Here is a 12,661-nt window from a genome sequence, read left to right on the forward strand (position 1 = left end):
TCGGATCTCCGGGACGCCCTCATCAACGCGGGGTACCTCGACGCAGTGCGGGTATCCGGAGAGGCCTCGGGCTGACCGGGGAGACCTGGCTCACCGACCCGGACGTGCCGTCCCGTCTCGATTCTTCCGTGTCGATTCCTTGGCTGGCGACTGGCCTCGCCGAGCCGGTCGGCCGGTCGGGGGTGCTGGGCTCGGAAGGACGACAGTTGATCGGTATACAGGGGGAGGAGTGATTCGTCAGCAGTCTGGAAGCTGGCCGGGGCAGGGGAGTTGGCCAGGAGGGGTCGACGACCTTGCAGGTTATAGGTTCTTGTGGTTCGTGCCGCAGGTCACCGCTGTGGCCCTAATGCGCTCAGGCTCCTGCACCACGCGTGTCGGGGCTGATCTGTCTCACGTGAGTGATGGATCCTCGGAGTTGGGCTCGTCACTCGTCTTCGTCGGCGAAGTCGTAGGGTGGGACGGTCCACCGAAAAACCATCTCTCCGACCTCGTCGGCTTCGAGCGTGACCGGGTAGACCTGGCCGGCGTCCCGTTCGCCGCGGTGCCGCATGGAGTGGTCACCCTGGCCCCACTCGATGCCGAGCACCGGGCAGCCGGCGACCTCGATCGCACCGACGAGGAGCGGGTGATGCCATCCGGCCCGGCGGAAGCGATGGTAGTCGGTGTGCATGTCTACCGAGACCATGAGGCCCTTGCCGTGGAGGCGGTTGTTCCAGGCGGTGAGTTCGGCGGCGCGGGCGGCTGCGTTGGCCAGCGGGAGGTCGAGCCAGCCGTGCGGTCCGTCGACGCCATATTGTGGGATGCGTTCGCCGCCGAACTGCGCGTTCGCGTCGTCCTCCTACCTACCCCAGTAGGTGACGTCGGCGAGTCCGCCGGCCGGTTCGTCGTTCATCCCGGTCCAGGCGTCCCGCGCTGCGGCGTCGCCGATGACCATGCCGCACCGGTCGACCGGCAGGTCACCGAGCTGGACCGGCACCGACCGGTCCGCGGTCTCGGGCCACGGCAGACCGAGGCCGATCTCGAGGATCGCGATCGTCGGCTCCTCGTCGAACGGGGACGGCGAGGTGCTCGCCCGTGCCGGCAGCGGCCGGTCGTCGTCCGCAGGTGCCGCGACTGCCTCGCACAGCCAGTCCCGAAGGTGGACTCCCCCCGAAGCCGCCGCGGTCCTGGCACGTTCGGAAAGCGGCTGACTCAGTTCGCGCCAGTGCGATTGTGCCGTCCCACTACGACAAGTAGGCGGAGTTGCGGCGGCTGCATCAGATCCGCGCCGACAGGCACGGCGGTGGCACGGTCGCAGGCCTGGGGTAGCCGGTGTTGGGCTGTCGCTGGACTGCTCTACCTGGGCTGATACGGATCAACGCCACGATGCTGCGTTGGATGAAACCATGCGGTGGCCCCTCTCCACGTCATCGGCCCCTGCGGCCTGCCTGGGAGCGGCTGCGGGGATCGGCCGGAGTGGCTGCGCCGGGGCAGGTCCTGCGTCTACGGTGTTCGCATCGAATGACGGACCGTCAGGATCGTTGGGGGTGTGTCAGGTGGATGTTCCGCTGGCGGACGCGGTCGCGGCGGTACGCGACGAACTGCTCGAAGCAGCTGCGAGGGCGGGTGACGACCCCGGGGTGGTGTTCGCGGTCGGGCCAGTGGAGATGGAGTTCGAGGTCGAGCTGCGAGTCGACGCGAAGGCCAAGGCCGGCTTCAAGCTGTGGGCGGTCGGCGCCGAGACCGAGACCGGGGTCTCACGGGGCCGTACCCACCGGGTGTCCTTCACCCTCACCCCCAGGCGCCCCGACGGTACCGACCTTCTGGTCCACTCCGCGGCACCGGTTCCGGAGGGCCCCGGCAACAGCATCGGGCGCATCGACGGCTGAGAACCGGGGCCGCGGCCGGCGCCACATGATCCGCCCGCGGCCACGTGGCGGTACGCGGGCCGAGCGGTAGGGGGTTCGGGTGGAGCGGGTACGGCTTGCCGGCGTGAACGGGCCAGGCGGGCGTGGGTCGGGGTACGCGGTCGGCGGGCGCCTGGTCCTCACGTCCGGCCACGTCGCCGGACCGTTCGGCACCCGGGTGAAGGTGTTCCACCCCGGTGGCACCGGCACGGCGGAGGGCCGGGTGGTGTGGTCCGGCACTCCGGGTGGGCGCGACGACGCGTCGCTGGTCCTGGTCGGCGACAGCGCCCACTGGCAGCTGCCCACCGCCGGGGTGCGCTGGGGCCGCGCCGTCACGGACCGCCCCGGCACCCCGTGCGAGACCTGGGGCACCCCCGACATCGCCCAGCGGCCCGGCCGGGCCGTGGAGGCCGAGCAACTGCGCGGCCGCCTCAACCCCGGCACGGGCTTTGTCGGCAACCAGCACGTCATCGATCTCGACCAGCCCCCGCCGGTGTGGCAGGCGGACGGTACCTCGCCGTTCGCCGGACTGTCGGGGGCTGCGGTGTTCTGCGACCGCCTCCTGACCGGCGTCGTCGCCGCCGACCGCGCCCACTCCGCCCACGGCCGGTTGAACGCGGTGCCCGCCTACGTCCTCCACCACGACCCCGCCTTCCGCGCCGCCCTCGCGGAGTGGGACGTCGGACCCAGCGGAGGTCTGCAGGCCGTGGAGTTCCAGGATCTCGCCGACCGCGCCCAGGACCCCGACCGCACCCAGCGCCCGCCCTCACCCGCAGCCCTTCTCCAGGCCCGCCACCAGACCGTCCCCTTCCACGGCCGCCACGACCTCCTCACCGAACTGCAGGCCTGGTGCCGGCTGGGCGGCTTCGGCGCCTGGCTCCTGCACGGCCCGGGCGGACAGGGCAAGACCCGCCTCGCCCACCACCTCGCCCACCTGCTCGCCGCCGACGGCTGGGCCGTCCTGTGGCCACGCACCACCGCCCGCGCGGAACAACTACGAGAACTCCGGCACGCGGCCAGGCCGCTGCTGGTCGTCCTCGACTACGCCGAGACCCGCACCGACCAGCTCACTGCCCTCGTCGAGGCCGCCGCCGACCACCCCGCCAACACGCCCCTGAAACTCCTTCTCCTCGCCCGCACCGACGGCGACTGGTGGGACCACGCAAAGAGCGCCACAAGCCTCGCTGAGGATCATCTCCATACCGCCACCGTCCGCTTCCTGGCCCCGCTGGAGCCAGACCTCGCGAACCGGCCCCACGCCTACCGCACCGCCGCACACGCTTTCGCCGATGCCCTCCCTCGCGTTCAGGGGCTGGCCCAACGCGACTGGCCGTCGGTGGCCGACACGCTACGCCCGCCACCGCTCGACCAGGACGGCTACGGAAACGCCCTCACCTTGCAGATGACCGCTCTCGCGGACCTGCTCGACACCGCCGAGCCGACCGATCAGGTCGGCTCCGCAGACGGCGGTTCGCCGGGGAACGAGGCGCAGATGGTGGAGGACCGGCTTCTGCGCCATGAGCGCCGCTACTGGCACGGCAACGCCGTTGAACGTGGTCTGGAGCCCTTGCTGAGCCCCGGAACGCTGGAGACGGCGCTGGCCGCCGCCCATCTGGTCGGCGCCGACGACCGGGAGCAGGCCGACCGGATCTGGAGCCGACTGCCGGCTCTGGCCGACCAGACCCGTGATCGCCGCGATGCTGTCACCGCGTGGATCGGAGCTCTCTACCCACCTGCCGGCCCGGGCCGGCTGTGGGGCGGCCTCGAGCCCGACCGGCTCGCCGAGCGGCATGCCGGGCGCGTCCTGGACGCCGGCCCGGCCCTTGCCGAACAACTCGTCGAGGGCGCCGACGACAGCCAGGTCACCCAGTTGCTGACCGTCTACAGCCGTGCCGCTGCCCACCCCGCCTTCCGGTCCCGGCTCGATGCCCGCTTGACCGATCTGTGCACGCGATACCGCCGGATCGTTCCCCACGTCATCACCACGACGACCCGGACCGGCCATCCCGCCCCACTGATCGCCGCCCTCGACTCCATCGTCGCCGACCCCTCCACCTCCCTCGGCGACCTCACCGCCCTCTCGCACGACCTGCCCGACTACAGCCGACGCCTCAACCCTGTCGCCCTCCGCCTCAGCGAAGTCCTCACTGGCCGCTACCGGCTGCTCAACCGGGAAAATCCGCGTGAACACCTGCCCGACCTCGCCGAGGCGATACACACCCAATCCCTCTTTCTCGGAAGCGCCGGGCGGCATCGGGAGTCGCTGGCCCTGGCCGACGAGGCCGTCAGGGCCTACCGCAGGCTCATCGCAACCGAGGGGAACGAAACCCGCTACCTGGCCGGCCTCGCAAGGTCGTTGTCCCTCCTCGCTCGCGAGCTCACGGTGGCAGGACGACTGGACCAGGCTCTGGCCACCGCTCAGGAGGCCGAGCCCACGTGGCGCGCCCTCGCCGATGCGGATCCGGTCTACCTCTTCAACCTCGCCGCGTTCCTGGACAGTTACGCCCTCCAACTGAGCCTGGCCGGGCACGCGCAGCAGAGCCTGGCCGTGTCCCGGGAGGCGGTGGGCTGTTGCCGAACGTTGGCCAGGTCCGGCGAGGACGAGGACGTGCGAGCCCTCGCCGGAGCCCTGCACAACTACTCCAGCCAACTGGTGAAGACGGGGCATCAGGCAGACGGCCTGGCCGCACGCCGGGAGGCAACCGACCTCTACCGATCGCTGGCGTCGGCGAACTCGGACGCCTACCTGGCCGAATTCGCCTGGTCACTGAGCGAGCAGGCCAACCTATTGGGCTCCTACGGTGAGCAGGAGGAAGGACTCGCGGCAGCTCTGGAAGGCGTCGGTCACTGCCGGACGCTGGCCGAGGCCGACGGGCGGACCTACTTGCCCGACCTCGCCAGGGCCTTGATGATCCTCGCCGTGATGCTGGAGGCGGTGCGGCGTTCGGAGGAGAGTCTGGCCGCGCTCCAGGAGGCCGTGGACACGTGGGACACCGTGGTCTCGGCGCAGGGGAACGCCTGTCTGCCGGAGTTCGCTGCCGCTGCCGGGATGCTCGCCGGCCGCTTGATCGGGTTCGGGCGCGAGGAGGACGGACTGGCCGCAGGCCTGGAATCCGTGCGAGCCTGGAACGTGCTCGGCGCGGCCAAGCCGCAGAAGTATCTGCCCGAACTCGCCCGGGCCCTGGCGAACCGAGCCGTCCACCTGGGCTCGGTGGAGAGGCACGAGGAAGGCCTGGCAGCGATCCAGGAAGCGATCGGTGCACTCGCCGCGGCACATCCTGAAAAGTACCTGCCCGATTACGACTCGGACCATGCGAGCGACTACCTTCCCGACTTCGCTGCCCTCCTGACCGTCTACGCCGACAGGCTGTTCGCGGTGGGCCGCGCCGACGATGGTCTCGTCACCTGCCGGGAATCGGTCGGCGCATATCGCGCGCTCATCGCGGCGAGCCCGAACTCGCACACCTACCTGCCCCACCTCGCCAATGCCCTGACCCGCCTCGCCGGCCGACTGGGGGCGACGGGGAGGCACGAGGAAGGCCTGGAGGCGAGCAGGGAGGCTGTCAGTCTCCACTGCGCATTCGCGACGACGAACCCGAAGGCCTACCTGCTCGACGGCCAGGCGACTCCCGGGGCTCACCTGCCCGGCATGTCGGTTGCCCGCCACGTTCTCGCCGGTCGGCTCGCAGCGGTCGGACGAGTCGAGGAGAGCATGAAGCAGAACGAGACGGCCGTTCTCGGCTTCCGCGCGCTTGTCGCGGCCGGCCTCACTCAGTACCTGCCCGACCTCGCCACGGCCTCGACCGAACTCTCCGTCCACCTGCTCAGTTCGGGACGGCACGAGGAATCCCTGGAAGCGATCCGACTGGCCGCGAGTGCTCGCGAAACACTCGTCAGGAAGAACCCGGACGCCCACCTGGCCGACTACGTCACCGCCCTGGACATCCTCGTCAACCGGCTGGCCATGGCGGAGCGCACCGACGAATGCGTCCAAACCGGCCGGCTGGCCGTCCTCGCCCACCGCGCACTCGTCACGACGGGCTCGGAACACCTGCCAGGCCTTGCCACCGCCCTGGACAACCTCGCCCTCGGACACTGGCAAGCAGGACAGCACCCGGAGGGCCTGGCCGCAGGCCAGGAAGCCGTGGACCTCTGGCGCCGCCTCGTCGAAGAAGACCCCGAGGCACACCTGCCCGGCCTCGCCAGGTCACTGAAGAACCACTCCGTCCGACTGGAGGACAACGGCCGCCACCGGCCGGCCCTGGCCGCTCGTCAAGAAGCCACCGACTGCTACCGAACACTGGCCACAACAAGCCCCGACACCCGGCATCCCCACCGCGACCCGCTGCCGGCCACACACATCCACCGGCCGGAGGAGCCCCCGAACACGGAAGACGGCACCGCCGCGACCCGGACCACCACGACCGGCCCCGCAGCCTGGTCCACGTCCGTCGAAAGCGACGTTGCAGCGCACCTCGCCATAGACCTCATCAACCGTTCGATCGACCTGGACGCGCTCGGGCAGCGGGACGAAAGCCTGGCAGCCGCCCAGAAGGCCGTCGACCTCTGCCGCGTTCTCGTCCGCAACTACCCCGATACTCCTTTCCCCGCCCTCGCCAGGGCCCTGTACAACCTCTCCATCTACTTGGGCAAGGCCGGGCGGTGGCCTGAGAGTCTGGCCGCCGCCCAGGAAGCCGTCGACCTCCGCCGCGTCCTCGTCCAGAGCGAACCCGACCGCCACCTCCCCGACCTCGCCGGGGCCCTCAACAACCTCGCCGCCAGCCTGGGCCAGGTCGGGCGGGGTCAGGAGTGCGTGGCCGCAGCTCAGGAGGCCGTCGACCACTACCGGACCCTCGTCCAGACCGACCCCGGCACCCACCGCCCCGGCCTGGCCAAGGCGCTGACCAACCTCACCGCTGGCCTGGTTGAGACGGAACGACGGGAGGAGAGTCTGGCCGTAGGCCAGGAAGCCGTCGACCTCTGCCGAACCCTCGCGCGCACCGACCCCGATTCGGATCCGTCGGACCTTGCGTGGGCCCTTCGCACCCTCGCCGTCGGTCTGGCCCAGGCGGGGCGGGGAGCCGAGAGTCTGGCTACAGCCGGGGAGGCTGTCGTCCACTACCGCGCCCTCGCCGAGACCAACCCGGACGCCCATCTCCCCGACCTCGCCAGCGCCCTCGGTTATCTCTCCCACGACCTGGCTCGGGCAGGACGGGCAGAGGAGGCCGTGAACGCCATGCAGGAGGCCGTCGTCCACTACCGCGCCCTGGCCGAGACCAGCCCGGACGCCTACCTGCCCGACCTCGCCAGCGCCCTCGTCAACCTCTCCATCCGGCTCGGCTATATGGGTCGGCGAGTGGAAGGCCTGGCAGCCGTGCAGGAGGCCGTCGGGATCCGGCGGTCCTTGGCCGAGACCCACCCCGACCTCTTCGGAGCAGCCCTGCAGCAGGCACTCGAGGTCGCCAGCTGGTTCGCGGGACCCCAGCCCTAGCCGATGCACGGTACCGCTGAGGCTTCGGCGGAGGAATAGCGCACGCTTGGAACGACGCTCCCCGCCAGTCGGTGGATACGCGTGGGATGCCGGGCGTCGTGAGGCCTGCGCCCACCTCGCGAGGACAACCGGTCGCCGAGCGGTCCGCCGGGGTCGAGGGGGAGCGCCGTCCAGTGCCAGGCCCGGGCCGCCCCGGCGCGCTGGGCGTCGGTGCCGTCGACCAGGCGGTCGAGCAGTTCGGCGCGGACCCGCCGGTAGCCGTAGGCGTTCAGGGCGGGCTCGACGAACGACCGGTTGCAGCTGGGAGCCCTGGGTCCCACGGATCCCAGGGCTCCAGGGTGAACGGGGCAGCGCGACTCCTACGCTTCGCCGACCAGTAGCCGCGCGTTGATGGTCGGATTGCCCGCCCGGGAAAGCGGGAAGGCAGTGCCGATCTCGTCAGAGTGCCCCGCCACGTCGATCCGGACGGACAGCGTCCGGTCGAGCAACTGGTCCTGGGACATTCGGAAGTCAAGGTTGATGATGCCGTTCTTCACGCACGTCTCACAGCCCCGTGGGTTGTTCGGCTGGAGGAAGAATCGCGACGCGATCGGCTCGCCGTCGGCGAGCAGGGTCACGCTGAACGACCCTGGGATGTTCAGCCGGTCGATCCCCTTGATCCGCACCGATACCGGGTCGGATCTCCGGAACGCGAAGGTGCGGACGGCATCGATGCTTCCGGACAGGTTCTCCATGTCACCCTCCGCGTGGCTGATGAGTTCCAGGCGGTCGTACGAGATGTCGGTGGCGATCATTTGCTCGGCGGTCTGGGTGAAGGGTGGCAGCGAGTCGAAGGGGGAGGTCTTGAGCCAGGTGTCGTCCTGCCCCGCCAGTGTGGTGCGGAATCCGGCGAGTGTGGTCGCGTCGGTGTTCGTCTGCCAGCTCAGCCAGAGCCGGTCGATGTTGCAGTGGAAGAACCAGAACACCGGATCGAAGGAGGAAACGTTCTGGTCGCCCATCGTCGGCCCGATCGAGCCGTGGCCGCCGTCGTGGGCCTGGATCGAGAAGTCCTGGTAGCCGTTCGTGTTGTACGCACCCCACAGCGACTGGGCCAACGAGGTGGTGATCTCTCCGAGGACGTTGTACTTACTGAGGTTCTTCGCGATGCCGGCGAGCGAGTAGCGCTGGGTCGTGTACGGGAAGTACCCGGGCACGGGCGGATTCACGGTGCTGCCGGGATCGGCCGGCAGGACGTACTGGTCGAACGGCGGGTGCTGCAGGCGGCCCGGCAGCGGGGTCGAGATGTCCCAGTAGGGGAGCGTGACGTCCGCGCAGCCCGGGACGGAGCGCAGCGCGTCCTCGAACTCGATCAGGTACTGACGGTGCCAGGGGTTGAAGCGGTTCTCGTGGTGCAGGCACCAGCTCTCCGGGAGGCCGTGCTTCCCGGCGAGGACGAAGTAGCCGTCCGGGGCCTCGATGTCGCGGGCCAGTACGCCGTTGAACGCCGTCGCGAGGAGGGTGAACTCGTCGTCCGTCAGGGTCGTGATGTCCTTGCGCAGCCGGGTCGGGGCCGGGCCCGGCGGCGGGGGCCCGGCCGGCGCGGTACCGAGGGGGAAGCCGTTGACGATCCAGTTCTTGAACGTCTGTGAGCGGTTGGCGCTCCATCTCCCGGCCGCATCCGGGGGCATGTCCGCGTTCGGCGGCGCGGTGTGGGTGAACACCACGAGGGCGTTCCTCTTCACCCCGTCGTAGGTGCCGAGCTCGATTCCCTTGGCGGCCATGTGGGCCACGTCCTCGGGCCGGAAGTAGTTGCGAATGTCCGCGAGGTAGGTCGGCGCCGCAATGACCGGATCGTCGGCCGGGTTGGTCTGAGGCGTGGTCATGTGTCCTCCGCTGGGCTCGTTCCGCCAGGCTCCGGGCGGGCGTTTTGATTTCATATGGAGCATTTGTGATTGCGAGTATGCAGTACCACAAAAGCTCCCTGTACGATCGACGCGGGCCGGTGGTCGGAGAGGCGGCGTGCGGACGTCTATCTCCTGGGAACGCTCAGGCGCGGCCGAGGGCCCCTCCGGGCGCCGAGGCCGGCGGCGCCGAAGGCTGGGAACTCCGCGACCTGCAAATCTGCGTCCGAACCGAGCAGCGGACACCCGGATGGAAGGCCCGCTAACGCGGTCCGCTCCGGTATCGAGGGCACCATCAACGAGCTCACCCACGGACACGGCATGCGCCGCTGCCGCTACCGAGGCCGGCCGAAGACCCACATGCAACATGTACTCACAGCCATCGCCGCCAACCTCGAACGACTCGGCGGCCGGCCGGCCTCCGGCGAAACCCCCATACCGAGACCGTCGACCGCCTTCCAGGCCTTCCTCGACGACAATGGCATCCCGCGGCCGAAGTCCTGGCGAACCCTGGGCACTTGAGCCCGGTCGCCCAAGATCCCCGACAGGCTTCCGGTCGTCGTGGTCGCAGGGCTGCACCGGGCTGAGCGCCGCCGCGCCGTCCAGGAACTGCTGGAGGGCGGTGTCGACGGCGTCGTCCTCCACCACGACCTGCGCGACGCAGGCCGCCGTACCGTCCACCGCGAACTGCGCGACACCAGCGGCGTGTACGACACCGCCGAGCTGCCGCTGACCAACGACTGCGCCTGCTGCGCCCTGCGCGAGGACCTGCTGCGCGAGCCGGTCGGCATCGCCGAGGCCGGGCAGCACGGCCTGGCAGTCGTGGAACTGTGGGGCGGCAACGATCCGCACCCCGTGGTCGAGGTGATCGCGGGCGGGGAGGTGGACGGGCGGCCGATGGAGGAGTTCATTGAGCGGACCCGCGTCGTGCCGGGTCGGCGAGGGCGAACCAGTGGGCCGGGGACGATCCGTCCCCGGCCCGATCGACGGCGCCTGCGCGGTCTAACTCTCGGCCGGGGACAGGTCCCGGTACGGGGCGCGGGGCTGCGGGACGGAGTGCTGCTCCAGCAGGTCGAGCTGGGGTGCGGCGGTGGCGGGCGCGTCGGGGGCGGGCATCCAGGTGCCGGTGAGTTCGACCCAGCTCTCGGTGGCCGGGGTCGGGCCCTTGGCGTGCACCAGGATCCGTAGGCGCCGTGCGTCGGCCGCGCAGCAGCTGACGACCAGCCGGTTGAGGTACCACTCGCCCTGCTGTGCCCCGGGAGTGACGAAGCCGGTCAGTTTGACCTTGCGGCCTGCCAGGCTGCGCTTCGGGTCGCGGCTGCGGCCGATGAACTCGGTCAGCGACATCGGCGAGACGGCCGACGACGACTGCGCGTCCGACTGCGTCGCCGGGTCGGCGGCGGCCGGCTGCTGGGGGAGGTCCTGGTAGGCGGCCTGCTGGACGGTGGCGTCCGCGCCGTCGCGGGAGGCGGTGTAGGCGCCGAGGGCGGGCGGGGTGAAGCAGAGCAGCAGCACGGCGGGTACGGCCAGCAGCCAGGCGACCCGCGGGCTGTGCTCGTGATCGTGGTCGTGCTCGTCGCCGTCCGCGCCGAGCTGCCAGTGCGCAGTGCCGTCCTCGCCACGGCGGAACACCAGCACCGGCTCGGTCCGGCGGCGGGTCAGCTGCCGTACGAGGCCCGCCACGCCGAGCAGGAGCAGCAGTCCGCCCGCGATGATCAGGGGGACGCGCAGTCCCTCCTTGACGTACTGCAGGTACACCTCGCTCGCGATGGTGATCCGCAGCAACGCCACGCCGACCATCGCGACAAGCAGGGACGGCACGGCCCGCCCGATGCGTTCCTTGACGCTCACAGCAGGACCACTCCGATCGCGATGCTGGACAGGACGGCGACGACGAAGGTCGCGGTGGAGAAGCGCCAGGCGAACCGGCGGCCGAACGCGCCCGACTGCAGGGCGATGAGTTTCAGGTCGACCATCGGTCCGACGACCATGAAGGCGAGCCGGGCGGTGGGGGAGAAGCCGGTGAGCGACGCGGCGACGAAGGCGTCGGCCTCGGAGCAGACCGCCAGCACCACCGCGAGGAAGGCCAGCAGCGGCACACCCAGCCACGGCTGGTCGGTGAACGCCTGGAGCACGGACGGCGGGACGAGCACGTTGAAGGTGGCCGCCGCTGCGCCGCCGACCACGAGGAAGCCGCCCGCGTGCAGGAAGTCGTGCTGGAGGCCGCGGCGGAACTCCTCCAGCGGATTGCGCTCGGCGTTGGCGTGCTCGTCCGGGCCCTTGGGCAGGCGCAGCCACTCCGGCCGACCGAACGCGACCCACAGCCAGCCCATCAGCGCGGACGTGGCGAGCGAGGCCACCAGCCGCGCGAGTGCCATCTCGGGCTTGCCGGGGAAGGCGATCGCGGTGGAGACCAGCACGATCGGGTTGACAGCCGGGGCGGAGAGCAGGAAGGCGAGTGCGGCGGCCGGAGCGACCCCGCGCTTCATCAGACTGCCGGCGACCGGTACCGAGGCACATTCGCAGCCGGGCAGTACCACGCCGGCCGCGCTGGCCACCGGAACGGCAAGTGCGGGCCGCTTCGGCAGCAGCCGGGCGAACACCCGGGCCGGCACGAACGCCCCGATCGCCGCCGACACCACCGTGCCCAGGAGCAGGAACGGCACACCCTGAACGGTGATGGCCACCAGCAGCGTCCGCCACGCCCGGAACAACCCGCTGTCCCACCAGTGCACGGCGGCGAGGATCCCCGCCGCCAGCCAGACCCCCACGCCCGCCAGCAGTGCCCGGCTCCGGCGCCGGGGCGGGGTCTCCGCCTGCGGCACCGGCATGCGCCGGGTACTGCTGAGACTCGTCTCCACCAAGGCGACCGCCCCTCAGCCCGACTCGCCGCCGAATTGCGGCAAGACCTGTCTGCTCACCGTCATGCGGGGAGCGGGGACAGAGTAGCGGTGATAATCATATTCATCTAGGTCTTCCGTTGGTGTTCCCCTGTTCGGTAGCCTCCAACGGCTGATTCCTCGTGATCCCCGAACGGCAGCTCCCGTCGGGTGGCGCCGTGCCGCGCGTCGCCGAGTACCCGGGCCGTGGGGCCCTCGTCGATGATGCGCCCGTGCTCGAGCACGACGACCCGGTCCGCGAGCGCGCGAGCTGCGGCATGGTCGTGGGTGATCAGTACGAGGGCCAGGTCGGACCGTTCGCGCAATGCGGCGAGGAGGTCGAGGACCGCGTAGCGGGTCCGCACGTCCAGACCGGACGTGATCTCGTCGCACACCATCACCCTGGGGGACGCCGCCAACGCCCTGGCCAGCGCTGCGCGTTGCAATTCGCCGCCGGACAGTCCGGCGGGTCGGCGGGCGGCCGACGCCACCGGGAGGCCGAGTTCCACGAGCAGTTGCCGGGCG

General features: G+C 70.7%; 10 protein-coding genes. 3 read left to right on the plus strand and 7 right to left on the minus strand.

The features are described from left to right. Positions 1-424: 424 nt before the first annotated feature. Positions 425-670 carry a hypothetical protein gene (locus VR45_RS12795; RefSeq protein ID WP_234325957.1) on the minus strand — a complete coding sequence of 82 codons (246 nt, stop codon included), beginning with the start codon at positions 668-670 and terminating at the stop codon, positions 425-427. 168 nt (positions 671-838) lie between these two features. Next, complete coding sequence (locus VR45_RS46890) at positions 839-976, minus strand: hypothetical protein (RefSeq protein ID WP_159394200.1); 138 nt, start codon at positions 974-976, stop codon at positions 839-841. 559 nt (positions 977-1,535) lie between these two features. Between VR45_RS46890 and VR45_RS12805 the strand changes: the two genes are divergently transcribed. Both VR45_RS12805 and VR45_RS42275 read left to right on the plus strand, forming a co-directional pair. Beyond that, positions 1,536-1,868 carry a trypco2 family protein gene (locus VR45_RS12805; protein WP_045939833.1) on the plus strand — a complete coding sequence of 111 codons (333 nt, stop codon included), beginning with the start codon at positions 1,536-1,538 and terminating at the stop codon, positions 1,866-1,868. Positions 1,869-1,947: 79 nt separating this feature from the next. Then, positions 1,948-7,377, plus strand: a complete 5,430-nt coding sequence (locus VR45_RS42275) for a tetratricopeptide repeat protein (RefSeq protein ID WP_159394201.1) — start codon at positions 1,948-1,950, stop codon at positions 7,375-7,377. On the opposite strand, the gene VR45_RS46895 is transcribed toward VR45_RS42275, so the two are convergent. After that, positions 7,374-7,697, minus strand: a complete 324-nt coding sequence (locus VR45_RS46895) for a hypothetical protein (RefSeq protein WP_159394202.1) — start codon at positions 7,695-7,697, stop codon at positions 7,374-7,376. The genes VR45_RS42275 and VR45_RS46895 overlap by 4 nt on opposite strands. Before the next feature lie 39 nt (positions 7,698-7,736). Then, positions 7,737-9,239, minus strand: a complete 1,503-nt coding sequence (locus VR45_RS12820; RefSeq protein ID WP_052709041.1) for a tyrosinase family protein — start codon at positions 9,237-9,239, stop codon at positions 7,737-7,739. 69 nt (positions 9,240-9,308) lie between these two features. Here VR45_RS12820 and VR45_RS44005 point away from each other — a divergent pair, with 69 nt between their 5' ends. Then, complete coding sequence (locus VR45_RS44005; protein ID WP_107084172.1) at positions 9,309-9,779, plus strand: transposase; 471 nt, start codon at positions 9,309-9,311, stop codon at positions 9,777-9,779. Positions 9,780-10,259: 480 nt separating this feature from the next. On the opposite strand, the gene VR45_RS12825 is transcribed toward VR45_RS44005, so the two are convergent. The 3 genes from VR45_RS12825 to VR45_RS12835 form a co-directional block, all read right to left on the minus strand. After that, positions 10,260-11,108: a TIGR03943 family protein gene (locus VR45_RS12825; RefSeq protein ID WP_052709042.1), complete on the minus strand. Its 849-nt coding sequence runs from the start codon at positions 11,106-11,108 to the stop codon at positions 10,260-10,262. Continuing rightward, on the minus strand, positions 11,105-12,121 hold the full coding sequence (locus VR45_RS12830; RefSeq protein WP_234325958.1) for a permease: 1,017 nt from the start codon (positions 12,119-12,121) through the stop codon (positions 11,105-11,107). The genes VR45_RS12825 and VR45_RS12830 overlap by 4 nt, the downstream gene beginning before the upstream one ends. A gap of 104 nt (positions 12,122-12,225) precedes the next feature. Then, positions 12,226-12,661 (minus strand): ATP-binding cassette domain-containing protein (locus tag VR45_RS12835; protein ID WP_159394203.1); only part of this gene is annotated, 436 nt, incomplete at its 5' end.

This window comes from Streptomyces sp. NRRL S-495 (genome assembly GCF_000966955.1).
GTDB classification, from domain to species: Bacteria; Actinomycetota; Actinomycetes; order Streptomycetales; family Streptomycetaceae; genus Kitasatospora; species Kitasatospora purpeofusca.